20 protein-coding genes and 6 pseudogenes are annotated in these 23,502 nt (G+C 68.6%); 13 read left to right on the plus strand and 13 right to left on the minus strand.

Annotation, left to right across the window (positions count from 1 at the left end):
- Window positions 1-747: MFS transporter (locus AC07DC_RS38230; protein ID WP_478919365.1), on the plus strand; the 747-nt coding region annotated here is incomplete at its 5' end.
- Window positions 748-960: 213 nt separating this feature from the next.
- On the opposite strand, the gene AC07DC_RS38235 is transcribed toward AC07DC_RS38230, so the two are convergent.
- From AC07DC_RS38235 to AC07DC_RS38245, 3 genes and pseudogenes are all read right to left on the minus strand, one after another.
- Window positions 961-1,701: a VOC family protein gene (locus AC07DC_RS38235; RefSeq protein ID WP_478919366.1), complete on the minus strand. Its 741-nt coding sequence runs from the start codon at window positions 1,699-1,701 to the stop codon at window positions 961-963.
- 272 nt (window positions 1,702-1,973) lie between these two features.
- Entirely contained in the window at window positions 1,974-3,332 is a 1,359-nt protein-coding gene (locus AC07DC_RS38240; RefSeq protein WP_478919459.1) for a metallopeptidase domain-containing protein, read from the minus strand.
- 273 nt (window positions 3,333-3,605) lie between these two features.
- Window positions 3,606-3,710: pseudogene (locus AC07DC_RS38245) on the minus strand (IS110 family transposase); the annotation flags it as partial.
- A 53-nt stretch (window positions 3,711-3,763) separates the two neighbouring features.
- On the opposite strand from AC07DC_RS38245, the gene AC07DC_RS38250 reads away from it, so the two are divergent.
- The 3 genes from AC07DC_RS38250 (at window position 3,764) to AC07DC_RS38260 (ending at window position 6,088) form a co-directional block, all read left to right on the plus strand.
- Window positions 3,764-4,189, plus strand: coding sequence for a DUF3592 domain-containing protein (locus AC07DC_RS38250; protein ID WP_478919368.1), 426 nt, complete (start codon window positions 3,764-3,766; stop codon window positions 4,187-4,189).
- Between the two features lie 162 nt (window positions 4,190-4,351).
- Complete coding sequence (locus AC07DC_RS38255; RefSeq protein ID WP_478919369.1) at window positions 4,352-5,194, plus strand: alpha/beta fold hydrolase; 843 nt, start codon at window positions 4,352-4,354, stop codon at window positions 5,192-5,194.
- Window positions 5,195-5,239: 45 nt separating this feature from the next.
- Window positions 5,240-6,088 carry an AraC family transcriptional regulator gene (locus tag AC07DC_RS38260; protein ID WP_478919370.1) on the plus strand — a complete coding sequence of 283 codons (849 nt, stop codon included), beginning with the start codon at window positions 5,240-5,242 and terminating at the stop codon, window positions 6,086-6,088.
- 246 nt (window positions 6,089-6,334) lie between these two features.
- On the opposite strand, the pseudogene AC07DC_RS38265 reads toward AC07DC_RS38260, so the two are convergent.
- Together AC07DC_RS38265 and AC07DC_RS38270 are read right to left on the minus strand one after the other, a co-directional pair.
- Window positions 6,335-6,487, minus strand: a pseudogene (locus tag AC07DC_RS38265) (VOC family protein); the annotation flags it as partial.
- Window positions 6,488-6,562: 75 nt separating this feature from the next.
- A pseudogene (locus tag AC07DC_RS38270) lies at window positions 6,563-8,823 on the minus strand (MMPL family transporter).
- A gap of 239 nt (window positions 8,824-9,062) precedes the next feature.
- Between AC07DC_RS38270 and AC07DC_RS38275 the strand changes: the two are divergent.
- The gene (locus AC07DC_RS38275) at window positions 9,063-9,872 is read left to right on the plus strand and encodes a TetR/AcrR family transcriptional regulator (protein WP_478919371.1); all 810 of its coding nucleotides are present in this window, start codon (window positions 9,063-9,065) and stop codon (window positions 9,870-9,872) included.
- A gap of 147 nt (window positions 9,873-10,019) precedes the next feature.
- Here AC07DC_RS38275 and AC07DC_RS38280 read toward each other — a convergent pair whose 3' ends face one another.
- Window positions 10,020-11,192 carry an AAA family ATPase gene (locus AC07DC_RS38280; RefSeq protein ID WP_478919372.1) on the minus strand — a complete coding sequence of 391 codons (1,173 nt, stop codon included), beginning with the start codon at window positions 11,190-11,192 and terminating at the stop codon, window positions 10,020-10,022.
- A 59-nt stretch (window positions 11,193-11,251) separates the two neighbouring features.
- Window positions 11,252-11,419: pseudogene (locus tag AC07DC_RS38285) on the minus strand (ATP-binding cassette domain-containing protein); the annotation flags it as partial.
- 117 nt (window positions 11,420-11,536) lie between these two features.
- On the opposite strand from AC07DC_RS38285, the gene AC07DC_RS38290 reads away from it, so the two are divergent.
- From AC07DC_RS38290 to AC07DC_RS38300, 3 genes are all read left to right on the plus strand, one after another.
- Complete coding sequence (locus AC07DC_RS38290; RefSeq protein WP_478919373.1) at window positions 11,537-11,722, plus strand: hypothetical protein; 186 nt, start codon at window positions 11,537-11,539, stop codon at window positions 11,720-11,722.
- 167 nt (window positions 11,723-11,889) lie between these two features.
- Window positions 11,890-13,794: a PAS domain S-box protein gene (locus tag AC07DC_RS38295; RefSeq protein ID WP_478919374.1), complete on the plus strand. Its 1,905-nt coding sequence runs from the start codon at window positions 11,890-11,892 to the stop codon at window positions 13,792-13,794.
- Window positions 13,795-14,017: 223 nt separating this feature from the next.
- Complete coding sequence (locus AC07DC_RS38300) at window positions 14,018-14,524, plus strand: RICIN domain-containing protein (protein ID WP_478919375.1); 507 nt, start codon at window positions 14,018-14,020, stop codon at window positions 14,522-14,524.
- A gap of 230 nt (window positions 14,525-14,754) precedes the next feature.
- On the opposite strand, the gene AC07DC_RS38305 is transcribed toward AC07DC_RS38300, so the two are convergent.
- On the minus strand, window positions 14,755-14,925 hold the full coding sequence (locus AC07DC_RS38305; protein ID WP_478919376.1) for a hypothetical protein: 171 nt from the start codon (window positions 14,923-14,925) through the stop codon (window positions 14,755-14,757).
- 428 nt (window positions 14,926-15,353) lie between these two features.
- Between AC07DC_RS38305 and AC07DC_RS38310 the strand changes: the two genes are divergently transcribed.
- Together AC07DC_RS38310 and AC07DC_RS38315 are read left to right on the plus strand one after the other, a co-directional pair.
- On the plus strand, window positions 15,354-15,938 hold the full coding sequence (locus AC07DC_RS38310) for a hypothetical protein (RefSeq protein WP_478919377.1): 585 nt from the start codon (window positions 15,354-15,356) through the stop codon (window positions 15,936-15,938).
- A gap of 80 nt (window positions 15,939-16,018) precedes the next feature.
- Complete coding sequence (locus tag AC07DC_RS38315) at window positions 16,019-16,249, plus strand: helix-turn-helix domain-containing protein (RefSeq protein WP_478919378.1); 231 nt, start codon at window positions 16,019-16,021, stop codon at window positions 16,247-16,249.
- Window positions 16,250-16,296: 47 nt separating this feature from the next.
- Here the strand turns inward: AC07DC_RS38315 and AC07DC_RS38320 are convergent, their stop codons facing one another.
- Together AC07DC_RS38320 and AC07DC_RS38325 are read right to left on the minus strand one after the other, a co-directional pair.
- Window positions 16,297-17,112 (minus strand): PIG-L deacetylase family protein, encoded by an 816-nt coding sequence (locus tag AC07DC_RS38320; protein WP_478919379.1) that lies wholly within the window; start codon window positions 17,110-17,112, stop codon window positions 16,297-16,299.
- Window positions 17,113-17,116: 4 nt separating this feature from the next.
- Window positions 17,117-17,938, minus strand: a complete 822-nt coding sequence (locus AC07DC_RS38325; protein WP_478919380.1) for a hypothetical protein — start codon at window positions 17,936-17,938, stop codon at window positions 17,117-17,119.
- Between the two features lie 565 nt (window positions 17,939-18,503).
- On the opposite strand from AC07DC_RS38325, the pseudogene AC07DC_RS38330 reads away from it, so the two are divergent.
- Window positions 18,504-18,677 (plus strand): annotated as a pseudogene (locus tag AC07DC_RS38330) (N-acetyltransferase family protein); the annotation flags it as partial.
- A gap of 296 nt (window positions 18,678-18,973) precedes the next feature.
- Here AC07DC_RS38330 and AC07DC_RS38335 read toward each other — a convergent pair.
- Together AC07DC_RS38335 and AC07DC_RS38340 are read right to left on the minus strand one after the other, a co-directional pair.
- Window positions 18,974-19,172, minus strand: a pseudogene (locus tag AC07DC_RS38335) (IS5/IS1182 family transposase); the annotation flags it as partial.
- A gap of 30 nt (window positions 19,173-19,202) precedes the next feature.
- Window positions 19,203-19,850, minus strand: coding sequence for a hypothetical protein (locus AC07DC_RS38340; protein ID WP_478919381.1), 648 nt, complete (start codon window positions 19,848-19,850; stop codon window positions 19,203-19,205).
- An 81-nt stretch (window positions 19,851-19,931) separates the two neighbouring features.
- Between AC07DC_RS38340 and AC07DC_RS38345 the strand changes: the two genes are divergently transcribed.
- Window positions 19,932-20,093 (plus strand): hypothetical protein, encoded by a 162-nt coding sequence (locus tag AC07DC_RS38345; RefSeq protein WP_478919382.1) that lies wholly within the window; start codon window positions 19,932-19,934, stop codon window positions 20,091-20,093.
- A 124-nt stretch (window positions 20,094-20,217) separates the two neighbouring features.
- Here AC07DC_RS38345 and AC07DC_RS38350 read toward each other — a convergent pair whose 3' ends face one another.
- Window positions 20,218-20,838, minus strand: coding sequence for a TetR/AcrR family transcriptional regulator (locus AC07DC_RS38350; RefSeq protein WP_478919384.1), 621 nt, complete (start codon window positions 20,836-20,838; stop codon window positions 20,218-20,220).
- Window positions 20,839-20,909: 71 nt separating this feature from the next.
- Between AC07DC_RS38350 and AC07DC_RS38355 the strand changes: the two genes are divergently transcribed.
- Window positions 20,910-22,511 (plus strand): FAD-binding oxidoreductase, encoded by a 1,602-nt coding sequence (locus AC07DC_RS38355; protein WP_478919385.1) that lies wholly within the window; start codon window positions 20,910-20,912, stop codon window positions 22,509-22,511.
- Window positions 22,512-23,502 lie beyond the last annotated feature (991 nt).

Consider the following 23,502-nt stretch of genomic DNA (forward strand, 5'->3'; position numbering starts at 1 on the left):
TCGCGCCGGGGTGGCCCTTCGGGGCTACGATACCCGCCCCCGGCGGCGGGCCGCGGGGGGTGGGGCGGCTGGCCCCCGCCCCCGGCCCCCGGGGCGGCCCCCGGCCCGCGGCTCCGGCCCGGCGACCTGCTCGAAGGGTGGCGGTACATCCTGACCCACCCGACCCTGCGCCCCCTGTTCTTCAACACGATCCTGGTCAACGGCCTGATCCTGGCAACCTCGCCGCTGCTCGCCGTCCTCATGCTCGGCGACCTCGGGTTCGCGCCTTGGCAGTACGGCCTCGCGTTCGGCCTGCCCTGCGTCGGCGGCATCATCGGCTCACGGCTGGCCCGCCGACTCGTCACACGGTTCGGACGGCACAAGGTCATGCTCACCGCCGGGGCACTGCGGGCGTGCTGGTCGCTCGGGCCGGCCTTCATCCGGCCCGGCGTGGCCGGGCTCGTGCTCGTCATCGCGGTCGAGCTCGGACTGATCACCTGCATGGGCGTGTTCAACCCCGTGTTCGCCACCTACCGGCTCGAGCAAGTCCCGACGGACCGGATCGCCCGCACCCTGTCAGCGTGGTCGGTCACCAGCAAGGCAACTGTCGCGGCCATGACCGGGCTGTGGGGCCTGCTGGCCGGCATCACCGGCCCCCGCACCGCAATCGCCGTCGCCGGTCTTCTCATGCTGATCACCCCCTTCCTGCTCCCCCGGCACGACCACACGCCGCACCACGAGCGAGATCTTGCCCGGAGCCCAACGTGACACGCCGCACCCACACTGTGCGGCGACCGCCTGTGTGACATAGGCGCTTCAGTTGGCGAGTTGACTGTTGTGGTCGGCGAGTGAGCTGATCTCGTCCCCGACACGCAGGCTCTCGCCGCCCGAATCGACCGGGACGCCGCAGCCCAACCCACGCGGGGTCATGGCGCATGAGCACACAAGGCTCATGTGTCGGGGTCTCGTTAGGGCTCCGCATCAGGACGGGGTGAGGACGCAGAACTCGTGGCTCTCCGGGTCGGCCAGAACCGTCCACGGCACGTCGCCCTGGCCAAGGTCGAGGTCGGTGGCGCCGAGGGCCCGCAGTCGGGCCACCTCCGCTGTTTTGTCGTCGCCGGGGTACGGGCAGAGGTCGAGATGGACGCGGTCCGGCACGGTCTTCACGTCGGGTGTGCGGAGGAACTCGAGATACGGGCCGACACCTTTGGCGGAGCGCAACTCCGCGTGGTCGTCGGTCACCTCGTGCAAGGTCCAGTCCGTCGCCTCGTCCCAGAACCGGGCCATGGCCCGCGGATCCGCGCAGTCGACCACCACCGCGGCGATCGGCCCGGTGTCCTGGTAGATCTCCCGAGGCTCCAGCACGCAGAACTCGTTGCCTTCCGGGTCGGCGAGGACCGTCCACGGGACGTCGCCCTGGCCCACGTCGGCGGGCGTCGCACCGAGAGCCTTGAGGCGCGCGACCAACTCCGCCTGATGGGCAGCAGAGGTGGTGGCGAGATCGAGGTGCACACGGTTCTTTGTTGTTGTCTTGGGTTCCGGGACGGGAACGAAGTCGATGCCGACGGCGACCGGGTCCGGCCATACGAGGCCGCCGGCGGGTCCGACGTAGGTGGTCACGCCGGGGCTGTAGGCACTCCAGCCGAGCGCGTCCGCCCAGAACCGGCCGACCGCCGAGTGATCAAGAGCCTTGATGTTCACCATCACAGGTCGCAGTGCCATGCCGGCGATCCTAATCCGTCGGTAGGACAATCCGGGCACGACACTTCCACGGACTGTTCGAGCGGTGGAGTCGTGACGCTTGAAGCCAGGATCGCCGGGGAGCGGCGCATCGAAGCTCACGGCGTCGCGCGAGGGTCCAGCAGTGGCGGCAACGATCGGTGCGAGGATCCGATGCTCTTGCAGGGCGATAAATGCTGCTGGATACCTACTCGTGGACGGCAAGTTCCGCGAGTAGCCGCTTGCGGCGAGGCCGGTTCCCGCACCGGAACTGATCACCAGGTGAGGGTCATCGATCCGGGTTCGGGGCCGCTTTCGATTACCAGGCTCTCGACGGCCACGGTGCTATCGGTCCAGGTCAGCGGCGGCGTCTTGGTGCCTGCCTCCCACACCCCGCTCCCGCCGAGGGTAAGGTCCGGCGCGCCCCGGTGCATGGGCGGGCGCGAGTTGTCGATGTGCCAGATGAGCACGCCGTCGCCGGGGAATCCGGAGTCGTACTTGCGGCCGCCGTGGGGGGTGCGCCGTTCGACGAGGAAGTACTCCGAGGTGCCGTGGCTGGGATGCCAGAGGATGACGGCGCCATCTGGGCGGGCCGAAGATATCTCGACGACCGTGGCACTGCCGGGCTCGGACAGCTGTATGCGCGGTGGTTCACACCAGCCGAGGGCAAGCTTGTGCCAGGCATCCAGATGAACAGGGACTTGGTCGTTGCTGGTGAAGGAGTACGCGCCCATCAGTGTGAGGTGGTCGTTCATTCCGCCGGGGTTATACATGTCAATGGTTCCCAGAGAATGGCTCACCTCGTGCCCGATCTGGTAGAAGGGCGTGAGGGTTCCCGCGAATGCCAGGTCCACCTGCATGCTCTTCGTAATGGAGACCGGCGGGGTGCCAGGGAACGGGCCCACGGTGAAATCGACCAGCTGGGTGCTGCGGTTGGCGGGCCAGCGGTAGCGGTGATTCTCCACGACCAGGACAACGAGCTCGTCAGCTGTCACTACCGAGCTGGCGTCTATGTCCAGGCCGTAGAGGAAATAGGGGTAGAGCTCAGCGATCCGCTGCGCCACCTTCTGAATGTGCGTCGCCTCGCTGGGGTTGCCGAACGGACCCATGGGTATGGGCCCGCGGACCGCCGAGGGCGTGAACCAGAACCGTCCGTTCGAGCATTCCTGGAAGTACTCGGTCAAGCTCGCCGGATTGACCGGATCCGTGGTGAACGGTGGAACTGGATGACCGAAGGCCAGCTGCTCATAATAGTTGATGGGGTGCAGGGAGGAAATTCTTGGGAAACCACCCTCCGCGTCGTCGTCCCATTCCATGAGAACGACCAGGAGCGGGCGCGTCCCCACTGCCTTTCGTCCGGAAACCAGAAGGCTCGCGTACCCGAACTTCTCCAATGCCGGAGGAGGGACGACAATCGGAGGCACATCGATGTCTACGGAACCCGTACAGCCGGCCCTTTTCATCTGGGCTCGGCAGTCCTCCATACGGCGCTCCAGCGAGACCGCATACGCCTGGAGGGCCAGCCGGTGCTCACCGAGCTGTTCCGTGTCCAGCCTGTTCTGCACGTTGCGCAGCTGCGCGGCGGTATCCTGCAGCTTGTCGCGCAGTTCCTGGCACCCTGCTGATTCAGGCATCGTGCTCAGCCCTTCTGTCTGCAAGCACCCCCGTCGTTCACCCTCCGCACCCCTATTTCGACGGTACTCCCGCCCCATTCCCGCGGCACTTCGGCGCGCACCACAGGCCAAGTTCACCGGCGGTTCGAAGGACCTCGGACCGCGGTGAACGCCCGTACGCCGCACGAGCAGTGGCCGCCGTCCGCCCGGAACTGTTCGAGGACATCGTCGCGTTGTACGGTGAGGACGACCCGCTGCCGACGCGGTCGCCCGCTGGGTCACCCACCAGCACTCCGAGGTGTGGAAGACGCGCTGAAGTCTCCGGTTGCAGCGTGGGGGCCGTCGCAGATTGCCGCCGATCTTCCCAGAGTCCCGTGGAGCCGGAGCGACTCCGCCGAAGCCACAGCCGCCCCACTCGCAACCGGCAACCCCACGAAGGCGTCGCACAACCTATGGAACGCGAATGGCTCTTCTCACTCATCCCGTTGACGATTGGTGCGGTCTTCCTCAGCTTCGGCGTGTATGGACTCCGCCGCTCCAGCGCGCTCCGTCGCACAGGCGTCATCGCAAAGGGTCGGATCGTCCGCCACGATGTCAGGCGAGACGGCGAAGGCGTCAGGTTTCACCACCCGGTCGCAGCCTGGACGACCCGGGACGGCCGCGAGTGCGAGTTCGCATCCAGGTTCGGCCGCGGCAACGTCGGAGGCACCTTCGGCGTCGGGACCTCTGTCACGCTCCAATACGATCCGGAGAATCCCCATCGGTTTGAGATCCAGGGCTGGGACGTAACGGCGGTCGACCTGCTGTCCACCGTGTTGGGGTCGGTGCTCACCGCGGGCACGTTGGTGGTTGTGCTCGTCCGACTACTCACCCTCTGACCGCAGCCGGCGCTCACCTTCCACGGCAGCAGCTCGTCTGCACCGAGGGACCGATGCAGGCCGGGCGGAAACGGTTGTCGAGCGCCGCGTGCGGTCGGTCGTCAGCTTCGCGACGACATTTGTACAAGACCCGTCGTCGGCAGCCCGTGCATCATCCCCTGCATGAGTGAGGACGACGTTGAATACAACGCGCACGGGATGCATGTGGTCCACGACGGCCCGCGGCAGGCGCCGCCGCTGTTGCTCATCCACGGATCAGGGGTCTCGGGCGCCTGTTGGAGTCCGTTGGTCCCGGCACTGACCGGCCACCATCACGTCATCCGGGTGGACCTGCCGGGGTGCGGACAGTCCCCGCCCACGGTGTCGTACGACGTGCCCGTACAGGCGGGCCGGATCGCAGCGCTGCTCGACGACCTCGGGCTTCGTCGCGTCAGCGTAGTCGGTCACTCAAGCGGCGGTTACGTCGCCACCGCGCTCGCGGAGCAGCGCCCCGACCTGGTGGGATCGCTCGCGCTGATCAGCACCGGCCCAAGTCTGGGGGCGTTTCTTCCGCAGCCGGTCATCCTGCGGGTGATGTTGGCCCCGCCTTTCGGTCCGTTGCTGTGGTCGCGGCGTTCGGACGCGATGATTCGCAGAGGGATCAGCGCGATGGTCGCTCGCCCGGTGGACATCCCGGACGACGTGGTCGCCGACATACGAGGCATCACGTACCGGGCGTTCAGGACGGTGGCACGCGGGAACGTCGCGTACGTCAGCGAGCGGAGCGTGCCCGAGCGTCTCGCCGCCCTGGAGGTCCCTGTGCTGGTGATCTTCGGCGCTGCCGATCCCCGTTGGGAGCCGTCGTCGGCGCACCAGTACGACGCGGTGCCGGGCGCGCGGGTCGAGTTGCTGCCGGGCGTCGGCCACGTACCACTGTGGGAGGCGCCCGAGACGACCAGCGAACTGCTGCTGGCCTTCGCGGCGAGGGGCGCTGACACCCCGCCCGCGATCCCCTCAACGGACTAGGCTGGTCACGTGTTGTCGACCGCAGCTCCACTCGACTGGGCGAGCGTGGACGTCGCCGTGCCGCGTCCGTCCGATCGGCTGCCAGGGATCAGCATGGCCGGGTTCCGCCAACGTGTCCCCGGCTTCGTGGACATCGCCATGGTCGCGCACCCGTCCGTCACCCTGCTCGTCGACCTCAGCGAGGATGAAGGCCTCGTCTACGGCACCCATGGTCGGCACGGGCGCGGCAGCGTCATCGTCGGGCTCCTCCCCGGAGATCTTCGGGCATCGGGCCGGGTGAGCGAGTGCCTCCAGATCCGGTTGGAGCCGGTCGCGGCGGCTGCGGTGCTCGGCTCATCGACAGCCTTCAACGGGACGGTGGAATCCCTAGAGGATGTCTGGGGCCGCCACGACGCCGGGCGAGCCGAGGACAGGCTGCGCGCCGCCGTGTCGTGGGACGAGCGCTTCGCGATCGCGGGGGAAATCCTCGGCCGACGGATGGGCGAGAGCCCACCGGTCGATGCGGAGGTCGCCTACACCTGGCGGCGGACGCTCACCAGCCGCGGGCGCGTGCGCATCGACGGCCTGGCGGACGAGGCCGGCTGGAGCCGCAAGCGCCTGTCGGCCCGCTTCCGGTCCCAGCTCGGCATCACACCCAAGCGCGCTGCCCGGCTGGTGCGGTTCGACCATGCCGCCCACCTCCTTGCGGCGGGTCTCGCGCCCGCCGGCGTTGCCATCGAAAGCGGCTACGTCGACCAGTCCCACCTCCATCACGAAGTCAAGGCGTTCACCGGGCTCACACCCACGGCCGTGGCCGCCGCGCCGTGGCTCGCCATCGACGACGTTGCGTGGCCGGCGTCATCGCCAACCCGTACCGCTGTGACGGGCGGCAAGCGCGTCCCCGACTCTCGTTGAACAGCCCGCCCTGCGATGGTCCGGCTCCCACGGGCAAGCCCGACCTCACAGTCAACGCGTGAACGCGGGCGTGGGACCAACTTCATGAGACAGCGCAGTGCCCCGACCGGGAATGCCTGCCCAATTCCTGAGAGTCCGTCGCTTCACTGCTGCGGCTCCGACGCCTCCTCGCATGCGCTGGCGCGCCATCCGAGGAGGCCGGAGCCGTTCGGTTGAGATGCCCCTGGCGGAGGCATCCAGGAGGTTCTAACGCCCGGCGTAGGGCCGGGTCATGATCTCCATGTTGTGGCTGTCCGGGTCGGCGAAGTACGCGCCGCGGCCGCCGAAGAGGCGGTTGATCTGGCCGGGGTCGGTGTGGTTGGGGTTGGCGTAGTGGGTGGTCGCGATCGCCTTCAGGCGCGTCCCCCGGCGCGCGACCGTGCCCGCCTCCGGTGTGGTGGAAGCGGGCACTGCGTGGGGCGTGGTCGCGCGGGGTCAGACTTGCGCCGAGTTCTTCCCGTACGGGGACTCCGAGACGAGCCCGGGCGCAGTTGCGGGCTCGGGCGCAGTTGCGGGCGTGGGCGCGGGGCTGCCTTCACTGAGGCCGAACCGGCCGTGGAGCCTGCGCAGGAAGCCGGGCGCGTACCAGGCCGAGCGGCCGAGCAGGCGCATCGCGGCGGGAACGAGGATGCCGCGTACAGCGACGGCGTCGATGAGGACGGCCAGTCCGCTGCCCAGGCCGAACATCTGCATGAAACTGAGTTCGGCCGTCCCGAACGCGAAGAAGCTCACCGCCAGCAGGCAGGCGGCCGCGGTGACGATGCGTCCGGTGTGCCCCAGGCCGTTGGTCACGGCGGACTCGTTGTCCTCGCCCTGGTCGTGGAGTTCCTTGATGCGGCTGGTGACGAACACCTCGTAGTCCATCGAGAGGCCGAAGGCGATGCAGAACATCAGCACGGTAATGGACACCTCCATGGGCTGCGCGGTGAAGCCGAGCAGGGAGGAGAGGTTTCCGTCCTGGAAGATCCAGGTCATGACGCCGAGGGTCGCTGCCAGGCTGATCATGTTGAGGAGCAGCGCTCGCAGCGGCTGCACGATGCTGCCGGTGAACAGGAAGAGCAGGAGGAAGGTGGTGAGGGCGACCAGGGCCACGGCGATGGGGAGCCGGCCGGCGATGGAGTCCTTGGAGTCGACCAGTGCGGCGTCGACTCCGCCCACCAGGGGGTGTGACCCGGCGGGCGCGGCGACCGCCCTGACCGAATCGACCAGGCCCTGAGCCTCGTTCGACTTCGGTGACAAGGTGCTCACGACGTTGATCTGCTGCGCGTCGGGGCGGCCGAGGGCGGTGTTTCCGGGGTCAGTCGCCGTGGATCGTCCGCCGGCGTAGGTTCCCGTGCTGGTCTCGACGCGGACGACGCCCTTGAGCCCGGACAGTGCGACCGCGTACGACTCCAGGGGGGCCTGGCTCACGGGTTGATCGATGACGATGTGGAGGGCCGCGTCGTCGTTGCCGTGAAACTTCTCCTGCAGCACCGACGAGACCTGGCGGCTGGCGGCGTCCTCGGGCAGTACGCGTTCGTCCGGGGTGCCGAACGTGATGCCCAGGAGCGGGCCGGCCGCCAGCAGCAGGACCGCGAGCACGGGCAGCGCGGTGAGCGCGGGGCGCCGCATGACGGTGCCGGCAAGCCGTCCCCAGAAAGGTGCCCGGGTGGCGGGGCGCACAGGTTTCGCCCACGGCAGGCGGCCGCTGTTGACCCGGTCCCCCAGGGCGACGAAGAGGGCCGGCATGACGAACAGGGCGCTGATGGCCGCGATGGCCACGACACCGATTCCGGCGTAGCCGAACGAGCGCAGGAAATACTGCGGGAACACCAGGAGTGCCCCGAGTGCGGCCGCCACCGTCGCGGCGGAGAACGCGACCGTACGGCCCGCGGTGCTCACCGTCCGCCGGACGGCGTCGTCCACGCTCGCCCCTGTCGTGAGCTGCTCCCGGAAGCGGCTGACCATGAGCAGGGCGTAGTCGATGCCGAGGCCGAGGCCCAGGGCGGTGGTCAGGTTGATCGCGAAGACGGAGACATCGGCACGCTGCCGAGGACGAAGAGCTCCGCGAAGGTGCCCGCGATGGCGATGGTGCCGATCACCAGCGGCAGCAGGGCTGCGACCATGCTGCCGAAGACGAGCAGGAGCAGCAGGAGGGTGAGCGGCACGGCGATGGCCTCGGCCAGGAGGAGGTCTTCGCCCGACTGGGTGCCCATCTCGCTGATCACGGCGGCGCCGCCGCCGGCCTGGACGGTGAGGGCGCCCGCGTACGGTCCGGTGTAGGCGTCGATGACGCTCTTGGCGTTCTCGCCCCGTTCGGTGTCGTTGCCCTTCACATGGGCGAGCACGATGGCTTCGCGGCCGTCCTTGGAGCGGAGGTCGGGGCTGGACGTGTCCCAGTACGAGATCACGTTCTCCAGGTTCTGTTCCTTCTTGAGGTCGGCCACCAAGGCCCGGCCACTGCGCTGGGCGGCCGGGTCGTCGATGCGGCTTGCGGAGGCACGGACCAGCAGGACCAGGTTCGTCTGCCCGCCGAACTTCTCGTCGATGACCTTTCCGGCCCGGGTGGACTGGGAGGCCGGGTCGTCGTAGCCGCCTCCCAACAATTTGCCGAACGCGCCGGCGCCCAGGACACCCATGAGGGTCAACGCCACGACGGCGACGATGAGGATCAGCCGGGACCGGCGAATCGCCAGTTCGGCTATGTGTTCAAACACGCGCGAGCTCCTTTGGTGTCCAAATGGTGAAAACGACGCGAAACAGCCGGAGTTGACCAACGGGGGGCCGGCGCGGTGCTCCGCGGAGTCGGTTCACCCCGTCGGCAGCGGTGCGTCGCGCACTCTTCGTCGCCGTGAGCGACGTTAGTGAGGCGGCAGAAGATTTGGCAGTGTTAGATTTTCTTCACACCCTGCCAATTCCGGGTGGTCCACCGGGGCGACCGTCGTACGGTCGCCGCATGCTCGTAGAGGAACACGCCATGGCCCCGCCCTCCCTGCGCGAGCGACGCCGGGCCGCCGCCACGCAGGAGATCCTGGACGCCGCCGAGCGCCACATCGTCGAACACGGGCCGGCGGCCCTGTCCCTGCGAGCGGTCGCCCGCAGCCTCGGCATGACGGTGCAGGCGCTCTACCACTACTTTCCGAGCCGGGACGCTCTCGTCACGGTGCTCGTCACCAAGGCATACGACGAGCTGGCCGATGCCGTGCAGGCCGCCGTCGACACCGAGGCTCACGACCCGATCCTGCCGCGTCTGGTGGTCGCGGCCGAGGGCTACCGTCGTTGGGCCATCGCCCACCCCGAGCGCTTTCAGCTCCTGTACGGAACGCCGCTGCGGGACTACGCAGCACCCGCCGATGGCCCGACCACCCAGGCGACGCGCCGGATGAGCTCGATCTTCGAGCGCCAGCTGTTCGACGGGTTCACCACGGCGCAACTGGCCGCGGCCGACGCCCCCGCGCTCTCGCCCTCACTGCGGGCGTACCTGGAACAGCTGCCGCATTATGGTCTGGGATATTTGCCGCCCCCCGCGACCGCTCTGCTGCTGAGTGCGTGGGGACATCTGCATGGTCTCGTCGTCCTGGAGGTGTTCGGGCACACCTCGTTCCTCGGCGACCAGCAGGCCGAGATCTTCCGCATGGCCATGCGGAACCTGCTGGAGGACATCCACCGCCGGATCCCTGCAGCCGTGAGCCCGCCGCATCCGTCCGGCCCAACCAGGCCGCTTGATGCGGGCGCGTCACAGCAACGTCCTCGAACCGGGCCATGACACAGTCCGCCGGCAGACGCTGCCGACCTCGGCGCACCGCGTCCAGCCGCCGGGTTCCGTGTGATCGGGCAAGTCCAGGGCGAGGTTCTGCTGTTGCCACCGCACCACTCCCCCCGAGTGCCCTGCCCGAGCAAGACGCTTCGCCTCCTACCCGGACGAGGTCGCATCCCGGCCGGGGAGCGCCGGGAAACTCGACGTGCATGCCCGCACCCTGCGACTGAGGCAAACACACGCCCAGGGTCCGCATGACGTCGCTGTCCTTGAACGCGGCGACGACCGGCACCATCGGCCGGCGACGCCCCCATTCGTCCCCGACTCCACGTCTGCGGCCACGGCCGCCGCCGCGAGGGAACCCATCGCCGTGAGCTGCATGGCGATCCAGAACGGATGCAACAGGCCGGCCCCCAGCAGTCCCGGGTAGCTCGCGAGCGACACATCCCCGCTCGACCCGTTGAACGCCCGGTATGCCGACGGTGGCCCCTTTCCGCTCCCGGAGAACAGCTGGCCAGGCGGGATGGTGTTCGCCACCACGACGATCAGCGCCTCGAAGAGCACCATCCCGATGACGAGAGCGACCAGCATCCGCCGACGCCGGTGCAGCGCCAGCCACAACAGCGGCCACCGGGACTTCACGGCTCCTCCCCCGCATCCCCGTTCCGGTACAGGTTCCAAGAACGCTTCGTCCAGGCCCACCTCCTCCACGGTCACGTCGGCCACTGCCAATGCCAGCAGACCCCTGAGCGCAGCCACCACCTCGCTCGGCGGTACCAGCAACTCCACCCGGTCACCTGCCCACCGCGGCGACCACGCGTCGGCCCGCCCCAGGGTCCGAGGGCCCGCCCCGTCGCCGAAGGTGAGCCGGATCCGTCGGGCCCGGGCCTCACGGAGCGCCGCCACGCTCTCCACGGTCACCAACCGCCCGTCCCGCACGATCGCGACCCGCCCGCAGGCCCGCTGCACCTCGGGCAGCACGTGGCTGGACAGCAACACGGTCCTACCGCCGGCCGCAGCCTCCCCCATCAGCTCGAAGAACGTCTCCTGCACCAAGGGATCCAACCCCTCGGTCGGCTCGTCCAACACCACGAGCCGCGGATCGTGTTGCAGTGCCTGGACCAGGCCGATCTTCTGCTTCATGCCCCGGGAGTACTCGCCCACCGTCCGCCGCAAGATCGCCGAGGTGAGCCCCAGCCGCTCACACAGCTCCCCACGGCGCCGAGACGGCACACCCTGCAGGGCGGAGAGCAGATCCAGGGTCTGCTCGCCGGCGAGCTCCGGATACAGCCGCAGCTCACCAGGCAGATACCCGACCTCCGGCGCCACGCGTCGATGATCAGCGATGGGGTCCAGCCCCAGCACTCGAGCCCAACCGCCGTCGGCCGCAGCAACCCGGTCAGGCACCGCAGCGTGGTGGTCTTGCCGGCCCCGTTCGGCCCGAGGAGCCCGAACACTTCTCCAGCCCGTACCTCGAGGTTCAATCCCTCGATGCCGACCACGGCCCCGTCCCGCTTGGTCAGCCGGCTCAACTCGATGGCGTACCCAGTACCCATGGAACCAGTCTGGCTCCGCCCTCAGGCCCGCGCCCCGCGAACCGTGGTTCCGGGAGCCGGGCGGCAAGGAAAGCGCTCAGATCTTCGCCGGTGCGGCCTGCATCGGATGGTTGATCAATGCGACGGCGTCGACGCGGGGGCCACATCACCTTCGGCGGTCGGCTCACCCATGGGGCGCGCGGATTCATCGCCCGTCAGCTCCGGAAGCAGGGCAAGGGAGGCGACTTCCGCGACCGCGAACAGGTCTGCGCCTGGGGACGGAACATCGCAGCCGAACTGACCGTTGTCAGCAACCACCACTGATCCGATGGGCATACCCGTCCGACGACATATCGCGGCATAGTCCCCCGGCAAATGAACAATTCTGACCGATCAAGGCCAGATTCAGTCCCTTCCGATGGCCCTGGAGGAAGACGGCTATCGTCCGACAAATCCCGTACCAACTGGTTCGGGCAACAGGAGGGACTGCGATGCCGACGTCTGTCCATGGCGGGAGTCCGGCGGAAGTGATGTTCCGGGCCTTGCTGGAATCCGCACCCGACGCCATGGTCATCATCGATGACGGCGGAATCATCAAACTCGTCAATGCCCAGACCGAGTCCATGTTCGGCTACTCCCGGAACGAGCTCCTCGGGCACCCGGTCGAGATCCTGGTCCCCGGGAGATTCCACGGCAATCACCCCACGCACCGCCACGGCTATGCCGCGAACCAACAGGTACGCCCCATGGGCGCTGGGCTCGAACTCTACGGACGACGCAAGGACGGCCGCGAATTCCCCGTGGAGATCAGCCTCAGCCCACTCCAGACCTCTGACGGACTGCTCGTATCGGCAGCAGTCCGCGATGTCAGCGAACGCAAGGCCGCCGAAGAGCGCATCAACGAACTCGCGGTACTCGTCGAGTCATCGCAGGACGCGATCCTCGCCAAGACCCTCGACGGCACGATCACCTACTGGAACGCCGCCGCCCATCGCCTCTACGGGTATGCGGCGGAGGACGCGATCGGGCAGTCCATTGCGATGCTCGCCCCTGCCGACTGCAAGGATGAGATCGCAAGCCTCCTGGAAAGGCTGGGCCGGGGAGAGCGCGTCGAACACTTCGAGACGTTCCGGGTCACCCAGTCCGGACGCCTGCTCGATGTCGACATCACCCTCTGGCCGATCAAGGGACGCGACGGCGCGATCGTCGGCTCCTGCTCGATCGTGCGTGATATCGCCGACCGCAAACGCGCCGAGAAAGAACTCACCGAGCTCTACCGGCAGCAGCGTCATATCGCGTTGACCCTCCAGCACAGTCTGATGGGCTCTCCCCCCGCGCTTCCCGAAATGCAGGTGGCCAGCCGCTATTTCCCAGCGACGCAAGGTGCGGGAGTCGGCGGCGACTGGTTCGACATCATTCCGCTCGGCGGCGGCCAGGTCGGCGTGCTCATCGGTGATGTCATGGGACGCGGCCTGGACGCCGCCGCCGTCATGGGGCAATTGCGCTCGGCCGCTCGCGCGCTGGCCAAGACCGGCATCACGCCGCGGCAACTGATGAAAGCCCTGGACGCGTTCGTCGCCGACCTGCCCGATCAACTCGTCACCTGCTGCTATCTGGTGGTGGATCCGGACGCCGGCGAGGTGACGATCTGTTCAGCCGGACATCTGCCCGTCCTGCTGGTACAGCCCGACACCTCGGTCGACCACCTTCCTGCACCGGTCTGCGTGCCACTCGGCGTCGGCGGCATCCCCTACCAGCAGGCCTGCATTCCTGTCGTGGCCGGCTCCACCCTGGTGCTCTACACCGATGGACTCGTAGAGACGCCTCGCTCCGACATCGACGTCCAACTCAAACTCCTCGCAGTAGAGCTCCAGAGCGCGTTCCTGTCCGGGGTGTGCCTGGAAGAGGTTTCGGACAGGGTGCTGGCAGCGCTCAGACCGGACGCGGACGGGCATGCAGACGATGTCACGCTGCTCCTGGCCCGGATCCCGGCGGCACCGGTCGCCGCGGCCTCGATGGAGGTACCCGCGGACCCTGCCTCCGTTGCCGCCGCGCGCCGCTTCGTGATGACCACACTGCGCGGCTGGGGTTGCGAGGAAGCCACGGAATCAGCCTGCTTGCTGACATCCGAGGTCCTCACCAATGCGATCAGCCACAGCCACGCCCGAGGAACTCTGGACCTGCGACTGCACCACACCGCACGGGAGATGACCGTCGAAGTCACCGACAGCAGCACCCACATCCCCCAGCTCCGGCACGCAGAATCGGGCGACGAGTCGGGCCGGGGACTTCTCCTCGTCGACACCCTGGCCACCGACTGGGGCACCCGCCCCACGGAGGACGGCAAGACCGTATGGTTCACGCTGCCCCTGAAACAGCCCGAACCCCTGGCATAGCGGGCACTGGACGACCGGTCGACTCTCGTTGAAGTGCTCACTCCTGCCGGCCCCCCATGCAGGCATCGCCAGGGCGGCGACCCCATCTGCGGCAGCCCCGGTACAGATCCTGTACTGGAACAGCGCCCGGCCCCGTCCTACCGTCGACCCCAGCTCGAACACCACACCACCCGGCCACCCAGGCACGGTTCGGTGAATGGCCAGCGAGAGACCAGGGGGACCCATGCCCAAACGAACCAGACTGTTCGCGCTCATCACCGCGGTGTTGGCGATGTTGACCATCGCTATGGCTGCAGGACCTGCGCAGGCCGAAGGATTCAGTCCGATCAACGTCTGGAACTCCAGCCACTGTCTCGACAACGCCACCGACAACGCCGCGAGACTCCAGATGTGGTCGTGCGACAGCGGCTCCGACGAGAAGTGGCTCGTGGCTTTCAACTCCCAGACCGGGGCGTTCACCTTCACCAACGCGCGCACACGACGGTGCATCACCGCGCCGGCCTGGGGAGAGGGGACGATCACTATGCAGTTCTGCGACGCGGCCGCCAACCAGCAGTGGCGCGTCCTCTTCGCGGACAACCCCACCGTGCCGTCCGCGGGCTGGTACGACGTCTGGCAGAACGTATCGAGCGGGCTCTGCATGACGACGCCCAGCGTACGTAACGGCACCCTCGTGCAAGCGACGGCCTGCGATCCCGCCGACCAGTACGACCGGTGGCACCAGCAGTAGCCACCGCTCCCGTCGGGCCCGGCACACTCTCGGCCCGACGGGAGCATGCGGGTGGAGAGGGGAATCGATCCGGGCCCCGGGGTCATCCGGTGCCACGGCCGAATACCCGCGCACGAGGGCGGTGTGGGAGATGCATGCGTTCGGGGGGGGACGCGTCATGCCCCTGGCGCCCCGTCGCGTCGGGTATCCCGGCAACGTGGCGCCTCGGAGGCCGCCCCGGCGACCGGATCTCAACGGCGGTTCTCATGGTCGTGGGATTCCCGGGACCCGATGTAGTGCCGTTCCTCGATGACGCTGCTGCTCTCACCAGGACGACGGTGCGGCACGTAGAGGCCGCCCGCCGCCGCAATGACGAGCACTCCCAGACCGACCGCCAGCCACGGCACCCGCGGACTGTGCACGCCCACGATCTTTGCTGTGTCCCGGACGACTGCTCCTCGGCCCTGAACGACGCAACGCAGCGCCCTCTGGCTCACAGGCATTGCCCTCGCGATAGCCGGTTGAGCCCTGCCATCGCACCTCCGCCCCCGAGAACTCCGCGTCTGCACCGGGGTGGCCGCCATCTGCGCAGCCCTACTGACCCTCGGCATCGTCGCCAACCTCCCGGCGGGCCGACCTCCGGCCGGTACGCGGACCTCAGCGCCCGACCCGCCGTTGTGCCCGACGATGACGAGGTCCAGGCGGTCGGTCCGGGGCGTTGTGCCAGCGGCGGAACTGTTCGGAACACTCCGGAAATTGGGGCAGGAGCGGAGCCTCCTCGATAACCCCGGCAAGGTCGCTGACCTGGCCGGACGGGAACGTCGACGGGAACAGGTCCGCCAATGCCCCCGTGCGACTCGCCTTCACGACCCGGCATCACTACCGGCTGCTCGGCGGCTTCCTGAAGTACGACCGCGCGATGGTCGCCGCCGCCCGCGGCGATCGCGGAACCGTCCGGCATCTCGCCGACGACCTGGTGGCCTGGGGCGCGCCGAACCGCATCAGCTTCGTCCTCCAGCTCGCCGCGCACGCGAAGGCCGTCGATGCACTGAGCAACGGGGAGTTCGAGACCGCCTACCGTCACGCGGTCGAGATCTGCTCACCGGGAACGGTACCCGCCAACAAACCTGCCACGCTGTGGGTTCTGCTCGACCTCGTCGAGGCGGCCGTCCGGGCCGGAAGGACCACGGAGGCCAGCGCGCACGTCGCCGACATCCATCGATCAGGCGTCGCCGACCTCGCGCCCCGGCTCGCCATGGTCGCGGCCGGCGCGACGGGGATGACCGCCCCGGCCACCTCGTACCGCGAGGCGTTCGACACCGCCCTCGCGACCCCGGGAGCAAACCGCTGGCCGTTCGCGCAGGCACGGATCCAGCTCGCCTACGCCGAGCGCCTACGCCGAGCAACGTCCACCCCCGAGGCCCGGGACAGCTGACCAACGCCCTCGACACCTTCGAACGCCTCGGCGCGGCCCCATGGGCGGCACGGGCACGCGCCGAACTCCGCGCGAGCGGCATGCCCACGACCCATCCGGCCCCTGGCCCGACCGCCCCGCTGACCCCGCAAGAGCGCGAGATCGCCGCGCTCGGCGCCGCAGGCCTCACGAACAAACAGATCGGCGAACGGCTCTACCTCTCCCCGCGCACGGTGAGCTCCCATCTGTACCACCTGTTCCCCAAGCTCGGCATCAGCTCACGAGCAGCACTGCGGGACGCGCTCGGCGATCTGCCGCCCACGACGGCCTGAGCAGGCGGCGAGTGGAGGGTGGTCTCGCAGGCCCGTGGTCAGGGTGGTCAACGCAGGACCACTTCGAAGTCTCTTTGGAAGTAGGCCAGGATTCCGGGCGGCAGGATGGGCTTGTCACCGATTTGGTCGCCCAGGGGTTGGATCTGGCTGGTGAAGCATTCCAGGGCAGCGCGCTTGCGGGCTGCGACGGAGGGCGGGAGGGGGATGCGGGTGGCTCGGTGCCACGGCAGTTGCGCGTCCCCGGGTGCCGCCCAGTGCCAGGCCCACACGGGGTACTCCCACACCGGCACCCCCCGCAGCGCGCCTGCGGTCAGGGCGGCTTGTCCGGCCGCGTCGTGGTCCGGGTGGCGATCGCCGCTGAACGGCGCGACACACAGACTGCAGTCACCGAGCATCGCGGACAACTGGTCGCTCACTTCCCCTTCGTGCCGGGCGACCCGGGTGTCGGGGACGCCGAGCCGCACGCTCTGCACATCGGTGACGCCGAGACGGGCAAGCGCGCTGTGCAGTTCCCGGGCCCGGACGGCTGCCAGGTTCCGGGCGACAGGGGTCCGGCTGCGGGGGTGGGACGCCTCGCCGTCGGTGACGGAGACGAGCCGCAGGCGCACCCCTGCTGCGGCCAGCAGTGCCATGGTGCCGCCGAAGCCGAGCACCTCGTCGTCCGGATGTGCGCCGACGACCAGCACCCGGGGCCCCTCGCCGTGGTGCGGCACCGTGGGGGCGAGCGGGTCGAGCACCGGCAGCTCGTCAAGGCCCGGCCATGCGCGCCAAACCTCCTCAGGGGTGCCCGCTGACCTGGGTTTGAGCTGGCCGATCCGGTCACGGACGCTCCCGAGCCAGTTGCGCCGCGAGCTGGGTGGCATGGGGTCAGCCTCCACGCATCGTCGGATGGAGATCGGCGGCCAGTTCGTGCATGGGGATCCGTACGGGATGGAAGGCGCGGCGGCCGTCGGGTTTCGCCAGTTCGGAGGTGATGGTGTCCGGCTGGATGGTCCGGGCCGAGGCTCCGAAGAACTGGTCCTCCTGCGGGGCGTGCCAACCGTGCCGGAACCGGGTGTCGACCACCGGGTAGCCCAGCGCCTGGGCGAACAGCGGGAGGCGCAATTCGTCGTTGCCGAGGTCTGGTGGGTCCAGCGCCGAGTACTCCTGGAGGAATGATCTCGGCAGGCAAGGTCCGGCGCCGAGGCAGGCGTGCGGCGTCCCGCGGTATCCGAGGCGGCGCCGAGCGAACGTGAGGAGGTCGCGCCACTCGCGTGCCTCATCCGGTTCGGCGACCCAGCGCCAGCTGTCACCTATGACGGAGATCGGCGTGTGAGCGGTCAGCCCCACGGTGTCGGGTGGCACCTGGCTGTAGAGCCGGTGGAGCGGCTCTGTCAGCAGTAGGTCCCACTCGATGAGGTGGACGACATCGAAGGACAGGAGGTGGCCGACCTCGCGGAACCAGTCCAGGAGCGCGAGGTCGCCGTTTTTCCAGTTCCAGTAACCGGTGCGGTGTGAGACGTACATGGTGTCGAGCCGCAACAGCCGCCTGCCGGCCAGCCGGAACGCAGCGCCACGGTAGCCAGTCGCGCCGCCGAAGATCCCGTGCACGGCGATCTGCGGATTCAACCGGCGCAGTAGGTCGATGTGGGCGCGGCACACCAACGGCTCGCGGTCGAACCGGAAGACGATCACACGCTCGGTGGGCATGGGACTCCCTTAGCCGGCAGGAGCCCGGGCGGACCCCCGGCTGTGGTGCTGGGTCCGGATCTTCGTTCCCTCGACCGTGAATCGGCTCAGCCGCGGGCCTGCTCTCGGGACTGGGCAGGACAGCGCGGCGTCATGGGATGACAGGAGGCCCAGTACACGAATGCGAAGGTGATCAGCTGAAGAGGCACTGAGATGCGCACCGGCATCGGGGCCGCTGCCAGCACGAGCGGGGGCCGTTTCGTGGTCGCGCGCCGGAACCGGTGCGCTGCATGCCGGGCGCTCGGTGATCAGACGGGAATCGGGGTGGAGACGGTTGGCCATGTCGGTCCTCGCTGGCGTCGCCGGGAGCTTCCTCTCCACCTGATCAAAGACGACAGGAGGCCCGACCGGATCCCGCATTCGAACGAGAATCGCAGTAGTAATAACCATGGCCGGACGCGCTATGGCGCTCTGGGCGCTGTTGGAACCTCCCCATGGCTGGTCAGAGCGATGCAGGGACGTGCGGTGCGGGAGAAGTCACCAGGAGGCAACGACAGATCGTTCCGCAAGTGCGGGGTGAGCGTGTGAAGCAGCGGGTATCTGGACCATCCGGTCCGGGATCTTCCCCGAGAACATCGCCAGCCTCACGCTCCACCAGTGCGCCGGCTTCCGCGCTATCGGTACCCGTGATCGCATCGGCCGGCACCGCGGTCGCTGGAACCCGCCTCGGGCGGTCGAGCAGGCTGGGGTGGGCCACTGAGATCGAACGAGCAGCCGGCGACGACATTCAGCCGATCGCTCTGCTCTTCTGCCTCCTCGACAAGTTCCGTGATCAGTGGACACGCCGGACACGTCACCCTCCGCGTAGTCCCCCTCGTGGCTCGGTGGGTGATCCGAGCGGCGAGGATGTCGAGGAATGGTCCTTTGACCTGCACGTATTAGCGGTTCGGAGTGTGCGGCGCGTTTCACTGATACTCGCGCCCACACCCCCTGACACTCCCCAAACTTCCCGAGGGCCCCCCGTGGGTGCCTCGGTACCAATACCTGAGGACCACCTCACCAGGGGAGTCGGTGGTAGCAGATCGGGGCAGCCGCTATCCCGGCGAAGGCAAGGAAGCGTTCGGCCTTGCGCTCGTAACGGCGGTGCAGGCGGCGGCACCCTGTCAGCCACGTCACCGCTCTTTCCACGGTCCAGCTGTGGCGGGCCCAGTCGCTGGGAGGACTCGACACCCCTGCGGGCGATGCGGGTTGTGATGCAGTCACCTGTCAGCTATCGGTACCCAATTCAAAAGTTGCGGTGCTGACGGGCCAGATGCCCGTAGCCCCCCGCTGCCCAGACCACCGCTCTGAAGTCCCCGAAGGTGAGCGCCCCGGCCGGATCCCCCGGCCGCGGCGGGAAGTGCACCGTGCCGCAGCGCCCGCAGTACCAGGCCCGGGACCACAGTCGCTCAGCGGCCGGACGGCCGGCCTCCACCAGGCGCCGGAAGGCGATCGCGCGGAGCACGGCCGGGACGATCAGGCTCGCCGCGGCCACCAGCGCGAGCAGCGAGATGACGCCGAGGTAGGCGTAGGAAGGGTGGGCCTCGGCCGGGAACCGGGCACCGGGCGGCGGCACCGGGTAGCCGCCGAACCAGTGCCCGCTCGTCGCGCCCCCGATGAACGTGCCGATCGCCACCACCAGCAGGGGAACGCCAAGGCATCCCGTCCAGACACCAGTAGGCGCCGTGGGCGCCGGTGCCAGGGCGTCCGACAGGGCCGTGGTCACCAGGCGGGTCTCGGTGTGCTCCATCGGGTCGTCCGTCCTGGGGACGACCACGTTCACCTGGTTCCGCCCGGTCACGTACACCGCCGGGACCCCTGAGAGCCGGTCGGTGAGGCCGCAGCTCGGGCAGGGGTGGAGCCGCGGTGCCGCAGCGATTCCCTCGTAGGTCATGGCGTCCCCCGGGTTCCTGCTGTCGCTGGAGCTATGACACAGCATCACCTACTCCTGACGTCATGGGGGCGGAGCGGCGGAATGCAATCGCCAGGAGGCTCGCGCGAGATCGGCTACGCCGTGGTGCGGGGGCTGGTGGCGCGCGGAATGGACGCGGACTGGATCACCGAACCGCCGCGGCACCGGGCACTCCAGGAGGGCCGGCGCCGCTTCGGGTCGGCAGGCACCAGGAGCAACTGGTGAGCACGGTCGCGCCGCGGAACCGTCGGCAGCCGTGGTGGATGCCCAGAGTGTGAAGACCTCGCCGAAACGGGTGAATCGGTGAACTCGGCCTGAATGTCGATCAGATGCCCTCGGAGGCGGCGCTTCAGTCAAAGGCTCTGCCGGTGGCGGCGAAGAGGCGGGCGCAGCGTTCCGCCATGGCGTCCGGGGATTGGTCGGGATGGTTGATCCACCAGCGAACCAGGGCGGTGACCAGGCCCCGCCAGGCGTACTTGAGTGCGTCCGCGTCGAGTGGGTCGGGGGTCCCGGTCGCGCGCAGCAGGTCGGCGGTGCCGGTTGCGGCGAGCTGGTCGATGGCGGTCCGGTAGCGCGCGGCAGTGCGGGCGGGCTCGCTGTCGGCGGGCAGCGAGGCGTCGTAGAGCACGAACCACGCCTCACGCCGGCCGTCCAGGGCGGTGAAGATGCCGCGCAGCACCAGCAGCGGCGTGCGCGATGCGGTGGCGTCGCCCTGCGCCATCGCATCGCGCATGGCGTCCAGCAACTGGTCGCCGACCGGGGTCAGGCAGGCGAGGAAGAGGTCCTGCTTGGCGCCGAAGTACTGGTGCAGCAGCGTCTTGGTGACGCCGACGCGGGCGGCGATGGCGGCCAGCGATGCGGCGCCGTATCCGTGGCGCCCGAACTCCTCGGTGGCGGCGCCCAGGATCTGCTGCTCACGGCGAGCCCGTGGGACGCCCTTGGTGCCGGCCCTGCCTTCGGGGGTGGTCATGAACTCGATATTACCCTACCGTAATTTACCAGCAGGTACATTACCCTCAGTCACCATGGAGTACCGGACCCATGCCCGACGCCACGACCGCTCCCCGTACCTCCCGCGTCCGCTCCTGGTGGGGATGGGGCTGGGCCGACGCTCAACCCGACGACGCCGAGTGCACCGCCATGGGCGCCCTGCTGCCCGGCACCCTCCCGCGCCCGCTGCCGGTCCCCCGGATCGCCGATCAGAACATCGGCCGCCCCGGCGCCGAGCCCCCGCAGAGCCTCGCCCACCTGGTCACCGCCGACCCCGAACCGCGCGCCGCCCATGCCATGGGCAAGGCGTATCGCGACGTCATCCGTGCCCTGCGCGGGCAGCCCGGCCGGATCCCCGACCTGGTCGCCCACCCGGCCCGCGACCAGGACGTGGCCGACCTGCTGGAGTGGGCCGGCCAACACAACGTCGCCGTGGTCCCCTTCGGCGGCGGCTCCTCCGTCACCGGAGGTGTGGAGTACCGCGGAGACACCCACCACGCCGTCATGTCCCTCGACCTGACCGCCATGGACCGGGTCCTGGAGATCGACACCGACAGCCGCGCCGCTCGCATCCAGGCCGGTACCTTCGGCCCCGCGCTGGAGGACCAACTGCGCCCCCATGGCATGACCCTGCGCCACTTCCCGCAGAGCTTCGAGTTCTCCACCCTCGGTGGCTGGCTCGCCACCCGGGCAGGCGGCCACTACGCCACCGGTCGCACCCACATCGACGACTTCACCCAGTCCCTGCGCGTGGTCACCCCCGCCGGTACTGGCGAGTCCTGGCGGCTGCCCGCCTCGGGCGCCGGGCCTTCCCCCGACCGGCTCTTTCTCGGCTCCGAAGGCGCCCTCGGCGTCATCACCGAGGCATGGGTACGTCTGCAGGAACGCCCCCGCCACAAAGCCTCCGCCTCAGTCGCCTTCACCGACTTCCACGCCGCGCTGAACGGGGTACGCGCAATCGCCCAGTCCGACCTCGCGCCCGCCAACTGCCGCCTGCTCGACCCCGGCGAGGCAGCACTCGCCGGCGCCTCCCGAGACGGCTCCGCGGTACTCGTCCTCGGCTTCGAGTCCGCCGCCGCCCCCGTCCACGCTCACCTCGCCCAGGCCCTCGACCTCGCCCGCGCACACGGCGGACGTGGCGGTGAGTCCGCCGCCGCCGGTGCCCCGGCCGACGCGGCCGTCGGTGCCTGGCGCTCCACCTTCCTGCGCATGCCCTACCTGCGCGACGGCCTGGCCAGGATGGGAGCCGTCGTCGAGACCTTCGAGACGGCTACCACCTGGAACCGGCTGCCCGCACTGATCGATGCCATCCGCACCGAGGTCGGGGCCGTCGCACGCGACATCACCGGCCACCCCGCAACCATCAACTGCCGCCTCACGCACGTCTACCCCGACGGCGCCGCCCCTTACTTCACGGTTCTCGCCGCGGGCCGCCCCGGCGACGAAGTCGCCACCTGGGACCACCTCAAGACCGTCGCAGGTGACGTCCTGCACCGCCACCGCGCCACCATCACCCATCATCACGCCGTCGGCCGCGACCACCGCCCTGGTTACGACCGCCAACGCCCCGAACCCTTTGCACTGGCCCTTCGAGCCGCCAAGCACGCCCTCGACCCCCACGGCATCCTCAACCCCGGCGTACTGCTCGACTGAGCCGAGGTGAGGAACGGGAAGCGCCACGAGTTCGCCCCGCTGACCCGGTGAAGTGCCGGCCAAGTGATCCGCTGACCCGACCCCGCGCCGGTCAGCGGTTGCACTGGGGGTCAGAGCTTACGAGGCGACGAGGTGGGGGATTAGTCAAGCGCCTCGGCTACGAGGTCAGAATTCGGAACGCCAGGAACGGTCTTTCAGCCAGTGAGCTCATGGATACCGGAACCCGCACGATGGCTGGTATCCGCGCCTGCCTCATATCCGCACCAACCCATGCAGCGGCGACATCTGACCTGAAGATCCCCGGTCACCTTCCTGCAGCGCCCCTCCCCCGACCTGCGTCCATCAAGAGATCAAAAGCTGCTTTACAATAACCCCGCCGACGATTTGCCTTGATCTGTAAACGGAACTTTCGGGTCTCTACCCGTGACAGCTGTTACCAGTGATGCCCCCTGATGCGGATGACCGGTCAATAAATTCGGCTCGATACACCAATAGCTCAGATGAACGGGTATCCGGATGCTGCCATTCCTTGGTTGACAGAGAAGATAACGGACCCGATGCTGTGCATGGACTCGACGCCGGACCGTCGAATCCTTGAATGGATCAACGCTGGATTGATCCACTCAATTGACGGTTCGCAGTAATTTGTTGGCGTCCAGGCCTATTACCTCCTGCGATCCCTTTGCGACCTCGTGTGGTCGCTCTGGCATCACTGGAGGAGGGGGGAAGGCATGGAAAACACTGGCCGGGCAGATCCTGAGTCCAGCACGTCCGGATTCAGTGCGGAAATGGCGCACCCCTGCAAATGACCTGGCCGTTCCGGTACAGGCGGGATTCCTCCTTCCGGGCGACGGCAGAGCATGCCCACTGTCGGTTCAGGGCTCACCTGACGGGCTCCGTATCCGACCCTGTTCTCCGGCGCGGCCAGTGCACGTACCCCACTCGACACGATCCATCGGGAGGAGGGAACTCATGACGAAGATGTCGATCC

It is taken from the genome of Streptomyces sp. NPDC045021 (genome assembly GCF_056432645.1).